Below are 18,200 nucleotides of genomic sequence, written 5' to 3' on the forward strand. Positions count from 1 at the left end.
GTAACAAAGGTATGAAAATTGCTATCTAAGCCGTAAATTGTCCCCAAATTAAACCTAAATCATGAAAAGAATCCTTTACATCTTCATAGCATTTATTGCTGCAACATCATTAAGTTCGTGTGGCTACAACAGTATGGTCCAACTTGATGAACAAGTAACATCACAATGGGGACAAGTTGAGAACGTGTACCAGAGACGTGCAGACCTTATTCCCAATTTAGTGAATTCTGTTAAAGGAGCTGCCAATTTTGAGAAAGAAACATTAACCCAGGTTATTGAAGCAAGAGCAAAGGCTACTTCTGTTCAGGTGGATCCTACCAAATTAACCCCTGAGGCGATTGCTAAATTTCAGGCAAGCCAGGGTGAGTTAAGTTCCGCACTTGGACGTTTGATGGTGGTGGTAGAAAAGTATCCCGAGTTAAAAGCTAATCAAAACTTCCTTGAATTGCAGTCACAGTTAGAAGGCACTGAAAACCGTATTTCTGTTGAACGAATGAAATTTAACGAAGTTACTCAGCAGTACAACACCAAGATCCGTAGTTTCCCTAATAATATCACAGCCGGCATGTTCGGCTTTGAGAAAAAAGGGTATTTCCAGGCCGAAGCCGGAGCTAACAAAGCTCCAAAAGTGGAGTTTTAAGACATCAGTGTTTAATATAGCTCAACTTTAACGAGCTATTAATCCAATATTAAAACCCGGGTAAAGGCTCTATCAATAGTATCAGAAACCTGCTCCCGGGTTTATAATTTTAATGCCTTAAAGATCAATGAAGATATTTAGTGAAGATGAACAGCAGCGTATTACGGAAGCAGTGGAAGCCGCTGAGCGTTTTACTTCCGGAGAAATCAGGATCTGTATAGAAAAGACCTGCAGTGAACCTGTATTGGACAGAGCGGCCAATTACTTTAGAAAGCTTGAAATGGATCAAACGACTCAACGGAATGGCGTTTTGATTTACATAGCTGTTACTGACCACAAGTTTGCCATCATTGGCGATGCCGGGATTAACCGCGTGGTGCCACATGATTTTTGGAACGACACCAAAGAAGCTATGCTTGCTCACTTTAAAGCGGGAAACCTCATGCAGGGAATTATCACCGGAGTTGACATGGCGGGTAAAGCATTACAAACTTTCTTCCCCTACCTGGACGACGATAAAAACGAACTCCCGGATGACATTTCTTTTATGGACGGTAAATAAGTCCGTCACTATTTAATAGCCAATTCCTAATGATTATAAAACGTTCCATCTTTTCCCTTCTTTTCATATTTACTGCCTTTGTTACACAAGCGCAAACTTTTCCTGAAAAACCAAACCGTCTTGTAAATGACTATACAAATACTTTATCACAAGCAGAAATAAATCAGCTCGAGCAGAAGCTGGTAGCTTTTGACGATTCCACAAGCACACAGATCGCTGTTGTACTCATCAAATCATTAGAAGGCTACGATGTAGCCGATTACGCTGTCCGGTTAGCCGAAAACTGGGGAATTGGCGGAAGTAAGAATAATAACGGAGTTCTGCTACTGGCAGCTATCGGCGATCGCAAAGTAACTATACAAACCGGCTATGGTGTAGAAGGAGCCTTGCCGGACGCCATTGCCCGCCGGATCATAGAAAACGAGGTCACCCCAAATTTCCGGACAGGTAATTATTTTGGAGGACTCGATCAGGGAACCTCAGCAATTATTTCCTACACCAAGGGTGAATACAGTGATGCCCGTAAAAAACCAAAAGAAAGTAAAGGGCCATCAGGCTTTATCATCTTCCTGATAATTATTGCTGTTATCTTCCTGATCTCAAAGAAAGGTGGTGGCGGAGGCAGCCAGGTGATCGGCGGTCGCGGTGCTGCCAGCCCCTTCTGGTGGATGCTGATGGGTTCGGGTATGGGTCGCAGTAGTGGCGGCGGTTTCGGTGGTTTTTCTGGCGGCGGTGGCGGATTTGGTGGCGGTGGTGGCGGCTTCGGCGGTTTTGGTGGCGGAAGCTTTGGCGGTGGTGGTGCCAGTGGAAGCTGGTAAATTACTTTATACTCTAGATTTACAATTGCAATGCTGGAACTAAACTGGAAGCTTCTATCTTCAGAATATCTATTTAAGGATCACTGGGCAACTTTAAGGGCAGATACCTGCGAAATGCCTAACGGTAATATTATCAAGCCCTACTATGTTTTAGAGTATCCGGATTGGGTAAATGTTGTTGCTGTTACCGAGGATAACGAAATTATCGTTATTAAACAGTATCGACATGCAGCGGGCGAAGTTATACTCGAAATACCCGGCGGCTGTATTGATAAAGACGAAACGCCCGAGCAAGCGGTTCGCCGCGAGCTGCTTGAAGAGACCGGATATGCTTTTAAAGACATTGAATTACTGTCTATTTTATATGCTAATCCGGCCACAGGAAATAATAAAACCCATTGCTTTCTGGCAACCGGCGGAAAAAAAGTTCAGGAACAGGAACTTGATGGCGGTGAGGAAATCGTAGTTGAATTAGTAAGCATCCAAAAGCTTAAGGAGCTTCTGCTCGAGAATCAATTCGGACAAGCCCTGCACTCGAGCGGTATTTTCTATGCATTAATGCGATTAAAACAGATCAGTTAAAAATGTGATATGAATAATACGCTACGACTTGTAAAGTATCATGCTGTATTTCTCACAATTTTTTCTTTCGCAGTTTTATTGACTTTCTACCTGTTTGATGGCGGGGATTTAGATACACCGTTACCTCTTGTTCTCTTTTACCTCTTTTCTGCCCTGCTACTATATATCCCTTTAGTGCTTGTTATTACTATTCTTAATTTTTTTATCCTGGCCATTGGGCTTTCTTACTTCTGCGAATTAAAACAGCAAGTGCTGATTTGCTTACTACCGATAGTTCTGTTTTCAATATGGTATATATTTAGCAATGATTCATCCGTATTATACTTTTTAGCTTTAAGTGATTTTCAGTTTTATTCCATTATTACAATCTGGATAACTCTTCTAATCGTAGGCTTCAGCGTCTATTCACGAATCATCAAATACTTGGCAATTAGCTTTGTTCCTGTAATCTTTATTTCCGGATGGTATGCCTGCCAGAAGTACAATATAACTTCGAATGGATTGAGAATTACCGACTTTCAATTTAAGGTCGTTATCAGTATTTGGGCTCTTCTCAACAGTTCCATGCTTGGCAGATATCATCAGCGATGTTTGGCAAGTTTTAGAAAGTAAGATTCTTACATCTGATTACAGTTTTCTTTTCTTCTCGTATCAATAATATGGACAATCTTCCAGCCCGAATTGCTTTTTACAAGCTGAAAGGAGTTTACTCCGCAATGGCTGAACTTAGCGCCAACGTAAAACTTGTAACTGGTCCACACGCTTGCCAGATTATCATCAATTAAAACATGGTCAAAAGTAATACGCTCATCCCAGATTTCGGGATGCGGAGTGCCGAGGGATTTTAAGAAACCGGAAGGCTCATCTGTCTTTACCTGGGTTTCTCCCTGACGGCCTAAGATGGTTTGCATGATCATGCCCTTGGAGAATGTTTGGCTCACCATGGAACTGTCTCCCTTTCGCATACCGTCAAACAATTGACTGATGACTTTCTTTACGGCATCTCTTTCCGCAGTTCCGGTTTGCGCGAAAGAGGCAAAACTGCTTGTTAGAAAAAGCAGTGACAGTATAAACAATCGTTTCATATTTAAACATACAAAAGATCCCGTTAAGCTTTGGCCTAACGGGATCATTTGTTGTGTTATTAGAATTAAAGTAAACCTTAACTCATTTTAAGTTTCTTTTGAATATCTGCCACGTAGCCTTTGAATTTTTTGTCTGTATCAATCAGATCGTCAACTGTCTGGCAAGCATAAATTACGGTTGAGTGATCTCTCCCACCAAAAAAAGCGCCTATAGACTTAAGAGATGTTTTGGTGTGAAGTTTAGCAAGATACATAGAGATCTGGCGAGCCTGAACGATTTCGCGTTTGCGGGTTTTTGACTTAACCATCTCAATCGGAACTTCAAAATACTCGCAAACAAGTTTTTGAATAAACTCCATTGAAATCTCTTTTGAAGAGTTCTTAATGAAGTTCTTCAACATAGATTTGGCAAGATTCAGATCTATCTCCTTTTTGTTCAACGTTGATTGAGCAAGCAATGAAACCATTGCGCCTTCCAGTTCCCGAACATTGTTATCAATGTTATGAGCGACGTATTCAATCACTTCGCCAGGAAGCTCTATGCCATCAGAATACATCTTCTTTTTCAGAATGGCCATACGGGTTTCCAGATCAGGAACCTGGAGATCGGCTGAAAGGCCCCACTTAAATCTTGACAATAAGCGCTCCTCTAAACCTGACAGGTCCTTTGGTGCTTTATCTGAAGTAATGATGAGTTGCTTTCCTGATTGATGAAGATGATTGAATATGTGAAAAAAGATATCCTGGGTCTTTTCCTTGCCGGCGAAGTTATGCACATCATCCATGATCAGTACATCCATGGCCTGGTAGAAGTTCACAAAATCATTGATGTTGTTATTCTTCAGAGCGTCTACAAATTGCTGGGTAAACTTTTCGCATGACACGTATAAAACAAGTTTATCAGTCAGGTTGCGTTTTATCTCATTACCAATAGCCTGCACCAAATGCGTTTTCCCTAAGCCCACTCCTCCATAAACCATTAACGGATTAAAAGAAGTTCCGCCGGGTTTTCCTGCTACCGCATAACCTGCAGAGCGAGCCAGACGGTTACAGTCACCTTCAATGAAATTTTCAAACGTGTAGTTCTGATTCAACTGCGGATCAACCTGCAGTTTTTTCAATCCTGGTATCACAAAAGGATTCTTAATATCCTTATTTAAAGAAACCGGCATTGGCATACTTTGATTCTTTCCCTCAGCGCCATTTCCGTTGGATGGCATGTTGGTAGTATAAGGTATACTGTTTGATGATTTTTCGACAACGATATTATATTCCAATCTTCCCTCTTCTCCCAACTGCTTCTTTACGGTCTTTCTAAGTAGACCAACGTAATGCTCTTCGAGCCATTCGTAGAAGAATAAACTTGGCACCTGAATGGTCAAAACATTCCCTTCTAATCTTAAGGCTTTGATCGGCTCGAACCAGGTTTTGAAGCTCTGCGCCGGTATGTTGTCCTTGATGATTTGAAGACAGTTAACCCAAACGTTTGTACAAGTTTTTTCCATATACATTTATAATAATCTGATTTACAACTAGTGGTGAAAGAAATGTTGATAACTTTCAGAACTCCGAATATTCACAAAAATATCCGCTTAAAAAACTATATTTTGAAAATAGGTTTAACCTCTTCAACCTCAGATGAATAGGTTATTTTTTGATTGCTCGAACGTTGAAAAATGAAATCGATCCGGCCCAAATTAATCCCCGCAAAACCTACCTGATTTATTAACGTTTCTTTGCCTTTCAAATTACGTATCGACTCAGGTTTATCTAGAAAAGTATGGGTATGTCCGCCAATAATAAGATCAATATAATTGGTACTTTTTGCAAGCACAATATCTGAGACTTTCTGATCAGAATAATGGTAACCTAAGTGTGAAAGACAGATCACAATATCACAATTTTTCTCTTCTTTCAGTACCTTCTCATATTTCAGAGCCTGGGCTATTGGGTCACGGTAAATAGTATTTCCGTACTGGATTTTATTAACCAGACCAGTGAGCTCAATCCCCAAACCGAACACTCCGATTTTTAGACCGTCCTTCTTAAAAATCTTAAAAGGCTGGGTTTTATCATGAAGCAAAGTATCCGAAAAGTCGTAATTGGCATTTAGTATAGCGAAGTTAGCATGTGGTAGTTGCTCATGAAAGCCTTCTATTCCATTGTCGAAGTCATGGTTACCCATAATTGCGGCATCATAACCCATCATGCTCATCATTTTCAGCTCCAGCTCGCCCCCGTAAAAATTAAAGTAAGGCGTTCCCTGGAAGATATCACCGGCATCAAAAAGCAATACATTCGGGTTTTCCTGTCGTATTTTACTGATCAGTGCAGATCTTGCCGCAACCCCACCTCTGCCTTGGTTACGCGAGCCGTCCATCGGGAATGGATCAATGCGGCTGTGCACATCATTGGTGTGTAGAATAACCAATTTCACTAAATCATCTTTTGCATATAAGCTGTCGGTTTTTATACCCAGCGCTAAGAGAGCTGTAGCCGCAGCCGTATTTTTAATGAAGTCTCTTCTATTCAACACTGATCCTGCCATCATTAACCGGGTTTAAATGTTTGCCTTCTTTGCTGTGTCGCTCCATATATATTAATAATGCATCGCGTAATTTGATCTCGTAAGTTTTCCTGTCTTTGGATTTGAAAAATATTGCTCCTCCATCACCTCCATTAGCCATATAATCCGAGGTTAATAGAGTGTAGCTCTTGTTTTGATCCAGCGGCTGACCATTAATCGTCACATTTAAAGCCTTTTTATCCTTGATAATAAACCTGGCTCCGGAGATTGGATCTCCTCCCGATGCAGCAACGTAGTCGAAAAAGCTCTGCATATCTGCGCCGCTAAACTTTACTGTAGTAATTAAATTTTCAAAAGGCATCAGCTCAAAAACTTTGAACAAAGCGATATCTCCTTTTGGCAGAGGGATTCGCAAACCGCCGTAGTTCGTATACGCGACATCAAAGGGAATGTTCTTCAGTTTTCCGGTTGCATACATTGCATCTGCCATGAAATTATTTAAAGGTCCCTCCGGTCTGCCTTTAACAATCTCAATGTCTGAAACAGCGACCACCCTCTTCATTTGTGAATCAAGTTTTAACTTGTAAGGGAGGTAATAGGCCAATATACTCGAATCTTTAGGCTGATCAGCAGTAATTGGATAAAGAGCTTTTTCAGCATTGCTTAATCCCATCCGCGCCTTACATGCTGGAAAAAAGAGCAGCAAGCTAAAAGTTAACCAAACAAAGCCCTTCGCTGTTGAAGTAACCTTACTTCTACAATAGTTAAACATGATGTTGTTGAATTAGTATTCGCCGAATTCTTTCCTGAATGTATCGGCTATCTCACCCAGGGTGGCATAAGCTTCTACCGCGGACAAGATATATGGCATGGTGTTATTATTATCACGGACGGCCCCGCTTAAGGCAGCCAAAGCCCTTTCAACATCCTGAGCGTTGCGCTCTGATTTCAATTTCAACAATTTATCAGTCTGGAGCTGCCGAATGGAGTCATCAATGCGAAAAACCTCAGGGTGTACGCCTTGCTTGTCTGTGTATTTATTTACACCAACGAGGATACGTTCATTATTTTCCAGGTCGGTTTGGTATTCATAAGCCGCATCCCCAATTTCTTTCTGAATGTAGCCTGCTTCAATAGCAGCAACCGAACCACCCATTGCGTCAATGTTTTCAATATACTTCCAGGCGGCAGCCTCTATTTCATCCGTTAGTGTTTCAACGAAGAAAGATCCCGCCAAAGGATCAACCGTATCGGTAACTCCACTTTCGAAAGCGATGATCTGCTGAGTACGCAAGGCTATCTTAGCGGCAGCTTCGGTAGGCAAAGACAGTGCTTCATCATAGCCGTTTGTATGCAGCGACTGGGTACCGCCCAACACCGCAGCCAGTGCCTGGTTAGTAACTCTGATGATGTTATTCATGGGCTGCTGGGCAGTTAAGGTTGAACCGCCGGTCTGAGTGTGGAACCGCAGCTTTTGCGCACCCCATTCTGTGGCACCTAAGTCTTTGGTGATCGAGGCCCACATGCGGCGAGCCGCCCTGAATTTTGCAATTTCTTCAAAGAAATTATTATGGCAATTAAAAAAGAAAGATAACCGCTTGGCGAAAACATTGATATCTAAACCGGTTTCAATAGCTGCTTTTAAATAAGACTTTCCGTTTGCTAGTGTAAAAGCCAGTTCCTGAACAGCCGTTGAACCTGCCTCGCGAATATGGTACCCCGAAATGGAGATTGTATTCCATTTAGGGACTTGCTTACTGCAAAACTCAAATACATCAGTAATTAAACGCATCGACGCTTTCGGCGGGTAAATGTAGGTGCCACGAGCTGCGTACTCTTTCAAGATGTCGTTCTGTACAGTACCGGAAATTTCCGCAAGGTCTGCACCCTGTTTTTTAGCCAGGGCAATGTACATCGCCAATAATATCGGTGCTGTAGCATTAATGGTCATAGAGGTAGTTACTTTTTGAAGGTCGATGCCATCAAACAGAATCTCCATATCCTTTAATGAATCTATTGCCACGCCAACCTTGCCAACTTCACCTTCCGACATCTCGTGATCGGAATCATACCCAATTTGAGTGGGAAGATCAAATGCTACAGAAAGGCCGGTAGTACCCTGGTTAAGCAGGTAATGATATCGCTTATTAGATTCCTCTGCAGTTGAGAACCCGGCATACTGACGCATGGTCCATAACCGGCCACGGTACATATCCTTTTGAATACCCCGCGTAAACGGGAACTGTCCCGGCAACTCGGTCATAGGCGTTGCCTGGCAATAAACTTCCTTTATTTCTATCCCCGACGTAGTGGTATGTTTTGGATGATTCATGTCTGCTACATTGAATGCTGAACCTCACGCTTTACTATTCGCAAAGCCAGATCATATGGGTTTTCTTCCTGAAGGTTCGCCAGATGAGCCAATACTATTTTGCTCAGCTCTATAGCTGATGCATTTTCCGGTAATCCGCTAACAGCGTTATGAATCATACTAATCGTTTCCTCTTTCATCTTACGCACTACATTCCATGAGGTATCGGTAACATAGATCTGCTGCGAAATATTATGCTGGTACTCTGCTCTGATATCCGATAGAATTACGTTCTGCATTTCGCGGGCAGACAGGCCGGCAACATGCAGACGAACAAGCATATTTGCAGGGTTAATCCGCTCTAAGAATAGGGTAATTCTTTCGTAAGCCTGTAATTTAAGCGGGAGTGTATGAGCGAGATTAGCTTTTTTTATTTCACGGCTATTGTTAATGGTATCCTGTGTTAAATATTCTCTAATTACATACCAGGCTGCAAAGAAAACGATCAAACCGGCGATAGTATACTTGATGATATCTAAGAAAAAAGCTAAATCGATCATTTTATAATTTGTTATCCATGGGTCACAAACCCATTGGGGCAAACAAAAGTCTGCATTTTACCTTATATTTGACCTAACATTTTTGGAAAGATTTATGAGTACTAACGTTGCTTCATTAACCGCTCCGGTTACTTTAACCGAAGGAGCAAAAAAAGAGATCAGGAAACTAATTTCCCAACAGGAATTAAGTGAAGACTACGGTTTACGCCTTGGTGTAGAGGGCGGTGGCTGTGCCGGCATGAACTATATTCTGGGCTTCGATCAGCAAAAAGAAGGCGACCAGGAATATCTGATCGACGATATCAAAGTTTTTATGCATAAAGCTCACGGTCTTTACCTGGTGGGCATGCAGGTCGATTTCCAGGATGGTTTAAACGCCCGTGGTTTTACGTTTAGTAATCCTAATGCCAGCAGTACCTGCGGTTGCGGCACATCTTTCGCCGTCTAATCTTAATAAATGCTTTTTATTTAAGAGTCCCTATATCTTAAACACCAGGCCGTAATTTATAAAATCGGCCTGGCTTCCATGAAAGTAGGTTTTAGCCTGAACTCCTATATGAGGGCTGACATAATACACCAGGCCTGTTGTCCAGAACCAATTGATATTTTTATAGTAGCTATTATAGTGTAGGTACTTCCCTACCTGCGCGTTTAGTGCCAGGCGCCATATTGTTGTTTCGGCACCCAAACTCAAACCGGTTCGCCATTTATCCAAAGAAGTACCGTAGTACTGAAAGGTTTGTATAGCCGCTGACGGATTAAAAGGAGTATAGTAATACACGGCGTCAAAGCCTGACTTCAACGATAAAACATCGTTAAGGTAAACGTTGTAGCCTCCATATACCCCGCTTTTCAATAGTCCATCGTGACCTTCATAAACTCCGCGACGACCAATCCCCATATTTAATTCAAATGTATTTTTTCTAAGCTGTGTAAATTTAGTCTGATGCTCCTCTTTCTGTACAGGATCTGTTTTAAATCGTAAACCTGTCGACAGGCTTAGCATATTTAGACCGCTGTTGGGAACCTTATAACCTCCGTTGGAATAATGCAAGAACCCGGCTCCGGCAGTTAAGTCGACCTTGGGGGATACGGAAAATCTTACCATCAGATCAGCTTTCAAGATTTCATTTATATGGCTGCTGATAAAGCGATTCCTTTTATCTGTAAAGAAAGTTTTAGAAAGATACGATAACCCAACGCCGGGTCTGAGTGTTATTGAAGTCGCACCTTTTTTGAAAAGCTTGAAATCCATTTGTCCAACAAAGCCAATCGCCTGACCAAAAGAATTTGCAGAAGTATCCTTGTGGCCTTTTAAGTATTGAAGATCACGAAAAACCAGGCCTACGCCGGCAGACTGGGCTCTGGTTAGCCCTACCCACCTATCAGTTAGCTGAGTAAGATCTGCTTTGTAGGAAAAGTCAAGCCCATATAACTTGTCTTGTAAAGCACCGCCCGCACCGCCGATGGCATGCGTTCCAAATACTACCTGTGCTTCAAATGAATTGCCTGGAAATGACTCCTGAGCTTTGACCTGGTACCCGCTTAAAACTGTTAACGCGAGTGTAATAAAATAAATAATACGTAAACAGGTTTTCTGCATTGAGTCATAAAATTATAGCCGCGAAGATGAAAAATATTAATGCAAACGCTTACGCATCAACCAGAATAATTTTAAAGCGTAACAAATTCAGGTCTTGCATAGTCAAACAACATTATATTTTTATATTCGGCTATGGCAACAACAATGAGTTATTCTGAAAATGTAAAGGTGGCTTTACAGTCCGTAAAGAGTAACAAGCTCAGAACATTTTTAACAGCCATTATTATTGCAATAGGTTTAACAGCCCTGGTTGGTATATTAACTTCCATCGATGCCATTGAAGGCTCGCTGAATAGTGCCTTTTCAAGCATGGGCGCTAACTCATTCACCATACGAAATCGGGGTACAGGTATCCGGATCGGCGGAAGTGGTCAAAGGCCCAAGCGATTTGAAGCCATCAGTTACCAGGAAGCGATGGACTTCAAAGAATCTTTTAATTTTCCGGCAACCGTATCGGTAAACGCCTTTGCGAGTTTTGCAGCCACAGCAAAATATGGCAACACTAAAACCAATCCTAATCTAAGCGTATTAGGTGGCGATGAAAATTACCTGTTAACAGGCGGCTATAAATTAAACGGGGGCAGAAACTTCTCGCAGGCTGAAATAGAGTTTGCAAGCAATGTAGTCATCATCGGTTCAGAAGTGAAAACCAAGTTATTCAAGGACACAGATCCGATCAACCGCATAATTTCTGTAGGAAGTAATAAATTCAAAGTCATTGGAGTACTTGGCGAAAAAGGATCAAGCGTGGGGTTCGGCGGAGATAAGATCTGTATCGTCCCTCTTGGTAAAGCCCGGCAGATCATGACGATGGATAATCCATCTTATACGATTTCTGTGATGACAGACGATGCAGCGCAGATGGAGGCAGCCATCGGAGAATCGACCGCTCTTTTCAGAAATATTCGAGGTTTAAGTGCCGGAAAAGATGACAACTTCGAGATCACCAAAAGTGATGCGATTGCACAAACACTGGTCGATAACCTGAAGTTCGTTCGTATAGGTGGAATAACGATCGGCGCCATTACACTTATCGGAGCAGCCATTGCTCTAATGAACATCATGATCGTATCAGTTACGGAGCGAACGAGAGAGATTGGTATTCGAAAAGCTATTGGTGCAACGCCTGTAGTTATCAGAAGACAATTTTTAATTGAAGCCACAGTAATATGCCTGATGGGAGGAGTTACCGGCGTTCTTTTAGGTATACTTATTGGCAACATTCTATCAATGGTAATGGGCGGATCGTTTATTATGCCATGGATGTGGACGTTTTTAGGACTGTCGTTATGCGTACTTGTAGGACTGTTATCCGGATTCTACCCTGCTATGAAAGCCTCCAAACTTGATCCTGTAGAATCCCTGCGCTACGAATAGAAACAATGAAACTTCTTGTAGAAAAACTACCCTGCCGGGTGGTTTTTTTGTCATATGAGAATACCTGGAACCCAGTTCTGATTATAGTATTCCACCAAACTAGCAGAACGGCATTTAAACGAACTCCGAAAGGATGATATTTTTATAGAACATCAATCAAGTAAGATGCAAACACTGAAAGGCTGACACGACATCACGATCAACAGCAATGATAGCCTAGTTCTGCGGCAATTAGATTCATAGATAAACTTATCCAACGACCAACAAGTCAACCTGGATCAAGATTGTGATCGGTATACAAGCAATCCTGAAGTCAAAATTAGCTTTAAGACCGGGTTGTAAGCTTCCCCTGTCAGTAATATTAGAAATACTTTTTTTCTAATCCCTATCTTTGCGCAACAAGAAACCAAATTATGCTAAAAGGATTTTTTAACGTACCGACACCGGTAAATGAAACTATATTAAGCTACGCTCCTGGCACTAAAGAACGTGCATTACTTAAAGAAGCCTTGGCTGAAGCTCGTGCTAAACAAATTGATGTGCCGATGTACATCAACGGTAAAGAAGTAAGAAATGAAAACAAGGTTGCCTTACGTCCGCCCCACGATCATCAGCATATTCTAGGATATTATAACCAGGGGGATAAAAGTCATATTGAAGCTGCAATCAAAGCAGCGTTAGAGGCAAAGTCTGCATGGGAAAATTTAGCATGGGAACATCGTGCAGCCATATTTTTGAAAGCCGCCGATCTGATCGCAGGTCCCTATCGGTATAAGTTAAATGCCGCCACTATGTTGGGGCAGTCAAAAAATGCATTTCAGGCAGAAATAGATGCGGCTTGCGAACTGATTGACTTTTTACGTTTCAACGTAAAATACATGACCGACATCTATCAGCAGCAACCTCCCGTTTCTCCGCGTGGCACATGGAACCGTGTGGAACAGCGACCACTGGAAGGTTTTGTGTTTGCTCTTACTCCTTTCAACTTCACTGCAATCGCAGGTAACCTTCCAACTTCCGCAGCCATGATGGGCAACGTAGTAGTATGGAAACCATCTAACACACAGATTTATTCGGCCAATGTACTGATGGAAGTTTTTCGTGAAGCAGGCTTACCAGATGGTGTCATCAATCTTGTTTATGTATCTGGTCCGGATGCTGGTGAAGTAATCTTCAATCATCCGGATTTTGCCGGTATTCACTTTACAGGATCTACAGCTGTTTTCCAGGATATCTGGAAGACGATTGGCAACAACATTCATAAATACAAAACCTACCCGCGTATTGTGGGCGAGACTGGTGGTAAGGACTTTATTTTCGTGCACGGATCTGCAGATGCTGCAGCTTCTGCTACCGCGATACTGCGTGGTTCTTTTGAGTACCAGGGACAGAAATGTTCGGCAGCCTCGCGAGTATATGTGGCTAAATCCATTTGGCCAGCCATCAAAGAGCAGCTAGTTCGTGATCTTGCCACACTGAAGATGGGACCTACAGAAGATTTCAGCAATTTCGTGAATGCGGTGATCGACGAGAAATCCTTCGATAAACTGGCTAAGTATATTGATGCGGCAAAGCAAGAAGCAGAAATTGAGATCATTGCCGGTGGAAACTTTGATAAAGCGAAAGGTTATTTCATCGAACCAACTGTTATCCTAACCAAAGACCCTTATTACGTAACCATGTGTGAGGAGTTATTCGGTCCGGTAGTAACTGTATTTATATACGAGGATGCTGACTTTGAGAAAACCCTTGACATCGTTGACAAAACATCCATTTATGCATTAACCGGTGCTGTTTTAGCACAGGATCGTTATGCTCTGGAAACTGCAACTAAAGCATTGCGTAATGCCGCCGGTAACTTCTACATCAATGATAAGTGTACTGGTGCAGTTGTAGGCCAGCAACCTTTTGGTGGCGCGCGCGGTTCCGGAACAAACGACAAAGCCGGATCGATGATTAATTTATTGCGCTGGGTTTCTCCCCGGGCGATTAAAGAAACCTTTGATCCGCCGAAAGATTATCGTTACCCGTTCTTAGAGCAGGAATAACCGGAGATTATTAATAGCTAAAACGAAACCCCGACATATTGCTATGTCGGGGTTTTATCTTAATATACTTTCTGAGCTTTAATAGTTATTTTATCTATGGATCATGAGTGTTGAATACGATAACTGATGAGCTTGTTCAAGGGGTCATAAAAAACAAATAAATCGCCATCGCTCCAGAAGTTCAAGCTTGTAAAGTTTTCAGAGTCATAGGGATAGTCATCCAATTGAAGATTATGATTGATAGCTTTTATATCCTTTTTACTTCTAAGCTGACATAAAAATCTCATCGTTTCACTGCCTGAACCTGGTATTTCTGAATCCTGAATCCATTCAGGAATCCCAGCATTACCTAAATCCTCCCCCGTTCCATACAATTCTTCGAAATTGGTTCCTGCCGAAAATCTTACAGGCTGATATTCAATAAATGAATCTTTTGATACAGGGTTATGGGAATCTCTTTGAAATTCTATCCCACAGCTAACTAACTGAGGACTTAATGGATCATTTAAAGACAAATACAATGAATTGAAGTTAAGGAATATTGGACATACCAGGTGGATTACGTCGGTACCAATCCAACTGAATTCAGCGTTATCATTTTTGATAAATCCTAAATATACAAATGGTTGATCTTGTATTGCTTCCGGCATCTTGAAGTGATGAGGCGGCTTTCCACCCAGCTGGTGAACGCCTTGATTATCCGGAAACAAACTGTAATAAGAGTAAAGGGGAATATCTCTGTAAGGAAAGCCTCTTTCAGAAAAATGTAAGGGCCTGTCACCCGCCGATTGTCCATATTCGATATCTTCGACTGCTTGGAGGACATCATTTTCAAATGTCAACTTCGTTGCTGCACATAATTGCATCGCAATACTTTCAGGCACGCCGTGGGTATTTAAATAGTGCTTGCATGAAAATGTATCATTTAACACCAGACCCCAACCGGCTAGGTATTGGATTTTTCTTTCTGACATATTTTTGCTTTTTCGATTGATTCTGAAATTGGACAAATATTGAAGCATAGCTTGACAAGCTACAAAACTTTCTCAAGCTTCCGGACGCTGGCAACAAAGGTTCAGTTTTGAAGCTTTTTCAGTCAAGTATAGGACTCATTCGTCCATCCTTAGATCAGGAGCCTTTTGATCTTAGGATGGTCGAACCAGTCCCAAACTAGTCCGGAAGACGACCAGTATTTTAGGTTAATAGAAATCGACTGATTTTACCGGCAGGGCCATCAGATTAGCACATGGAGATGAACAGGCTTAAAACAAAAAAAGACTGCCTTTTTGGGACAGTCTTCATAAAATAGTTTTGATAATGACTAATCGAGGGCAAAGATCTTACCCAGATTTTCAGACCCGCTGCAGGACACTTTTAAGTCTTTTACATAGCCGCTTTTAAGTTGCACCAGCCAGCCATGGATCTGCAGATCCGGGCGCTCTTTCCAGGCGTTTTGCACAATCGTGGTTTTACAAAGATTAAAAACCTGTTCGATGACGTTCAACTCGACCAGGCGGTTTACGCGTTCTTTAGGATCACTGATCAAATCTACCTCATGACTATGCAGCCGATACACATCTTTGATATGGCGCAACCAGTTATCAATCAGCCCAAACTGCCTATTAGAAAGTGCAGCGGCAACTCCGCCACAATCTTCGTGTCCGGCAACAATTATATGCTTCACTTTTAACACGTTAACCGCATAATCCAGTACACTCAGCATATTCATATCCGAATGGACACAGACATTGGCAATGTTCCGGTGAACGAATACTTGTCCGGGGCGGGTATTTGTGACCTGGTTGGCCGGCACGCGGCTATCGGAACAGCCGATCCACAAGATATCCGGGTGTTGGCCTTCGGACAGCTTCTTGAAAAAATCGGGATCGCTGGCGAGTTCCTTATCTACCCAATCCCTGTTTCCCTGAAGTAATTCTTCATAACTTCTTTGTTGATCTAGTTTATCTTGATTGCCTATAACCGGCAGTATTTTCTTTTCCGTCTGATTTGACATAACTAATTTTGGTTTTCGGGTTTATAAATCATTTCCTTTAAAGGAGGTACTACGTACCGCTCCTCAATATTTTCTAGCTGCACTATTATGGCTTTGGTATAGGCATTATGTTTAAAATCGTTGATCACCTCCAATACATCCTGGTCTATGAATCTGGAGTTAGTACCGTCAATGATTACATCTGATTCCTTCGGCAAGTGGGTTAAGGTATACTGGATTGCTGCTTTGTTTAGGAAAGATACTTCCTCAGCTAATTTTATCCGGATTAACTTCTTATTGCCGTTCGTTTCAATCCTATAAAAGCACGGATTTCTCATGTTCGTTCTAAGAATATAGAACACGCCTACCATCATCCCAATAGCTACTCCTTTTAAAAGGTCGGTAAATACTACTGCCAGAAGGGTGACAAGGAAAGGAACGAACTGATCGCGGCCGTTAGCCCACATCTTTTTAAACAAGTCTAGTTTTGCCAGCTTGTATCCGGTAAATAACAAGATCGCTGCAAGACAGGAGAGCGGAATTAAATTGATAAGGCCCGGAATGAATAACAGCGAAAGCAACAGCCACATTCCATGAAAGATCGCGCTCATCTTAGTACGTGCTCCGGAGGTAGCATTTGCTGATGATCGAACGATTACCGAGGTCATTGGCAGACCGCCTAACATACCGCTAGCCATATTACCTACACCCTGGGCTACTAATTCTCTATTTGTTGGCGACACCCTTTTTATCGGGTCAAGCTTATCAACAGCCTCAATACCCAATAAAGTTTCTAAACTGGCCACCACCGCTATAGTGAATGCTACAATCCAAACTTCCTGATTCCCTAATTGGGAAAAGTCGGGGGTGATGATCAGGTTTTTAAACTCGGTGAAAGAGTCGATCACCGGGATTGCAACAAACTGCTCGGGATTTAACGCAAGTGGCGTATTTTGAAAGATCAAACTAAACACTACGCCGATAATTACTACCAACAAAGGGGCCGGTACAACACTGAGCTTTTTAAATTTCGGCCAATAGATTAAGATCAGCAAACAGAGGGAACTAATAATTAGTGCACCAACGCTGATCAGATTCAAGGCTGAACTAATAGCTGTAAAGGTGTTTTCCTTGCCTGCCTGGAGGAAACTTTCATCACCTACAAAATCGGCGTCATACCCTAATGCATGCGGAAGTTGCTTTAATATTAAAATAACCCCTATGGCAGCAAGCATTCCCGTAATTACAGCGGACGGGAAGTAATTTGCTATCGTACCCGCTTTTACGAATCCGAGGACTATTTGAAATAAGCCGGCTAAAACCACTGCGAGCAGAAACGTCTGGTATGAGCCAAGGGTGGCAATAGCACCCAATACAATAACCGTTAAACCGGCAGCCGGGCCGCTGACACTTAGCTGGGCCCCGCTTAGGCAAGACACAACAATTCCTCCAACAATTCCGGTAAGAATTCCGGCAAATAATGGGGCACCTGATGCCAGGGCAATTCCTAAACATAAGGGCAATGCAACTAGAAATACCACGATACTTGCGGGCAAATCCTTTTTAAGGTTCTTCTTCAGAAAGTACTTGCGCACGTTCAAAATAGAAGCACTTTCACTATTTTTATTCATACTGAACGTCTAAAACTGTAAATAAAAATTTCAATAAAATTGCCTTCCCACTAATGCAGGTCAGCTTTTGAGTAAACTTTTATTACGCGTTTGGAGGGGGAGTTGGTACTGCGGGGTAGAAGCTTTGAACATGGTTGTTCATATAGCTGAAAGCTGTAGAATTACCGTCTTCTAATAGAGGGCGGGGAATATTATATTGATGAAAGGTTTGAATTTCTTCCAGTTTGGCTTCAGACCCTTTGGGGGTTTGATGTTCAATTTCTACCTGCATGATTACGGAATACACAGACTTACCATCGAGGTTTCCGAAAAAGAGGGGCGCTACAGAGATAACCATCTTCGCAAAAAAGATGAAGATAAATACATTACTGAATGACCTTTTTGCGACTTCTTTGAACATTTTTCGACAGGAGTTCGTTATGCCTACTTTTGGCAAAAGTAATTAAAAACTAAACCCAGGAAA

General features: G+C 42.0%; 19 protein-coding genes. 8 read left to right on the forward strand and 11 right to left on the reverse strand.

All coding sequences use genetic code 11. The features are described from left to right. Nucleotides 1-61: 61 nt before the first annotated feature. The 5 genes from AC1MCB_RS13005 to AC1MCB_RS13025 all read left to right on the forward strand — a co-directional run bounded on the left by AC1MCB_RS13005 (nucleotide 62) and on the right by AC1MCB_RS13025 (nucleotide 3,214). Complete coding sequence (locus tag AC1MCB_RS13005; protein WP_479965147.1) at nucleotides 62-640, forward strand: LemA family protein; 579 nt, start codon at nucleotides 62-64, stop codon at nucleotides 638-640. A gap of 127 nt (nucleotides 641-767) precedes the next feature. Beyond that, nucleotides 768-1,202 (forward strand): TPM domain-containing protein, encoded by a 435-nt coding sequence (locus tag AC1MCB_RS13010; RefSeq protein WP_479965148.1) that lies wholly within the window; start codon nucleotides 768-770, stop codon nucleotides 1,200-1,202. A 29-nt stretch (nucleotides 1,203-1,231) separates the two neighbouring features. Next, nucleotides 1,232-2,020, forward strand: coding sequence for a TPM domain-containing protein (locus tag AC1MCB_RS13015; RefSeq protein ID WP_479965149.1), 789 nt, complete (start codon nucleotides 1,232-1,234; stop codon nucleotides 2,018-2,020). A gap of 30 nt (nucleotides 2,021-2,050) precedes the next feature. Next, on the forward strand, nucleotides 2,051-2,602 hold the full coding sequence (locus tag AC1MCB_RS13020) for an NUDIX hydrolase (RefSeq protein WP_479965150.1): 552 nt from the start codon (nucleotides 2,051-2,053) through the stop codon (nucleotides 2,600-2,602). A 9-nt stretch (nucleotides 2,603-2,611) separates the two neighbouring features. Then, a complete protein-coding gene (locus AC1MCB_RS13025) occupies nucleotides 2,612-3,214 on the forward strand; it encodes a hypothetical protein (protein ID WP_479965151.1) in 603 nt (200 codons plus the stop codon). A gap of 5 nt (nucleotides 3,215-3,219) precedes the next feature. On the opposite strand, the gene AC1MCB_RS13030 is transcribed toward AC1MCB_RS13025, so the two are convergent. The 6 genes from AC1MCB_RS13030 to AC1MCB_RS13055 form a co-directional block, all read right to left on the reverse strand. After that, nucleotides 3,220-3,687 (reverse strand): nuclear transport factor 2 family protein, encoded by a 468-nt coding sequence (locus AC1MCB_RS13030; protein WP_479965152.1) that lies wholly within the window; start codon nucleotides 3,685-3,687, stop codon nucleotides 3,220-3,222. A 77-nt stretch (nucleotides 3,688-3,764) separates the two neighbouring features. Then, nucleotides 3,765-5,192 carry a chromosomal replication initiator protein DnaA gene (dnaA, locus tag AC1MCB_RS13035; RefSeq protein WP_479965153.1) on the reverse strand — a complete coding sequence of 476 codons (1,428 nt, stop codon included), beginning with the start codon at nucleotides 5,190-5,192 and terminating at the stop codon, nucleotides 3,765-3,767. A 95-nt stretch (nucleotides 5,193-5,287) separates the two neighbouring features. Beyond that, nucleotides 5,288-6,238, reverse strand: a complete 951-nt coding sequence (locus AC1MCB_RS13040; RefSeq protein ID WP_479965154.1) for a bifunctional metallophosphatase/5'-nucleotidase — start codon at nucleotides 6,236-6,238, stop codon at nucleotides 5,288-5,290. Then, on the reverse strand, nucleotides 6,213-6,986 hold the full coding sequence (locus tag AC1MCB_RS13045) for a 5'-nucleotidase C-terminal domain-containing protein (RefSeq protein ID WP_479965155.1): 774 nt from the start codon (nucleotides 6,984-6,986) through the stop codon (nucleotides 6,213-6,215). Before AC1MCB_RS13045 ends, AC1MCB_RS13040 begins: the two co-directional genes overlap by 26 nt. Nucleotides 6,987-6,998: 12 nt before the next feature. Further along, entirely contained in the window at nucleotides 6,999-8,546 is a 1,548-nt protein-coding gene (locus tag AC1MCB_RS13050; protein WP_479965156.1) for an acyl-CoA mutase large subunit family protein, read from the reverse strand. A gap of 5 nt (nucleotides 8,547-8,551) precedes the next feature. Continuing rightward, nucleotides 8,552-9,085, reverse strand: a complete 534-nt coding sequence (locus tag AC1MCB_RS13055; protein WP_479965157.1) for a DUF7935 family protein — start codon at nucleotides 9,083-9,085, stop codon at nucleotides 8,552-8,554. A gap of 94 nt (nucleotides 9,086-9,179) precedes the next feature. On the opposite strand from AC1MCB_RS13055, the gene AC1MCB_RS13060 reads away from it, so the two are divergent. Continuing rightward, nucleotides 9,180-9,533 (forward strand): HesB/IscA family protein, encoded by a 354-nt coding sequence (locus tag AC1MCB_RS13060; protein ID WP_479965158.1) that lies wholly within the window; start codon nucleotides 9,180-9,182, stop codon nucleotides 9,531-9,533. Between the two features lie 30 nt (nucleotides 9,534-9,563). Here the strand turns inward: AC1MCB_RS13060 and AC1MCB_RS13065 are convergent, their stop codons facing one another. Further along, complete coding sequence (locus AC1MCB_RS13065; RefSeq protein WP_479965159.1) at nucleotides 9,564-10,688, reverse strand: acyloxyacyl hydrolase; 1,125 nt, start codon at nucleotides 10,686-10,688, stop codon at nucleotides 9,564-9,566. A gap of 132 nt (nucleotides 10,689-10,820) precedes the next feature. On the opposite strand from AC1MCB_RS13065, the gene AC1MCB_RS13070 reads away from it, so the two are divergent. Together AC1MCB_RS13070 and pruA are read left to right on the forward strand one after the other, a co-directional pair. Next, a complete protein-coding gene (locus tag AC1MCB_RS13070; RefSeq protein WP_479965160.1) occupies nucleotides 10,821-12,065 on the forward strand; it encodes an ABC transporter permease in 1,245 nt (414 codons plus the stop codon). Nucleotides 12,066-12,478: 413 nt separating this feature from the next. Next, nucleotides 12,479-14,113: an L-glutamate gamma-semialdehyde dehydrogenase gene (gene pruA / locus AC1MCB_RS13075; protein WP_479965161.1), complete on the forward strand. Its 1,635-nt coding sequence runs from the start codon at nucleotides 12,479-12,481 to the stop codon at nucleotides 14,111-14,113. Between the two features lie 101 nt (nucleotides 14,114-14,214). Here pruA and AC1MCB_RS13080 read toward each other — a convergent pair whose 3' ends face one another. The 4 genes from AC1MCB_RS13080 to AC1MCB_RS13095 form a co-directional block, all read right to left on the reverse strand. Beyond that, nucleotides 14,215-15,087: a hypothetical protein gene (locus tag AC1MCB_RS13080; RefSeq protein WP_479965162.1), complete on the reverse strand. Its 873-nt coding sequence runs from the start codon at nucleotides 15,085-15,087 to the stop codon at nucleotides 14,215-14,217. A gap of 347 nt (nucleotides 15,088-15,434) precedes the next feature. Next, nucleotides 15,435-16,127: a carbonic anhydrase gene (locus AC1MCB_RS13085; protein ID WP_479965163.1), complete on the reverse strand. Its 693-nt coding sequence runs from the start codon at nucleotides 16,125-16,127 to the stop codon at nucleotides 15,435-15,437. 2 nt (nucleotides 16,128-16,129) lie between these two features. Next, a complete protein-coding gene (locus tag AC1MCB_RS13090) occupies nucleotides 16,130-17,737 on the reverse strand; it encodes a SulP family inorganic anion transporter (protein ID WP_479965164.1) in 1,608 nt (535 codons plus the stop codon). An 82-nt stretch (nucleotides 17,738-17,819) separates the two neighbouring features. Further along, a complete protein-coding gene (locus tag AC1MCB_RS13095) occupies nucleotides 17,820-18,137 on the reverse strand; it encodes a hypothetical protein (RefSeq protein ID WP_479965165.1) in 318 nt (105 codons plus the stop codon). Nucleotides 18,138-18,200: the final 63 nt, after the last annotated feature.

Source organism: Daejeonella sp. AP26 (assembly GCF_056680515.1).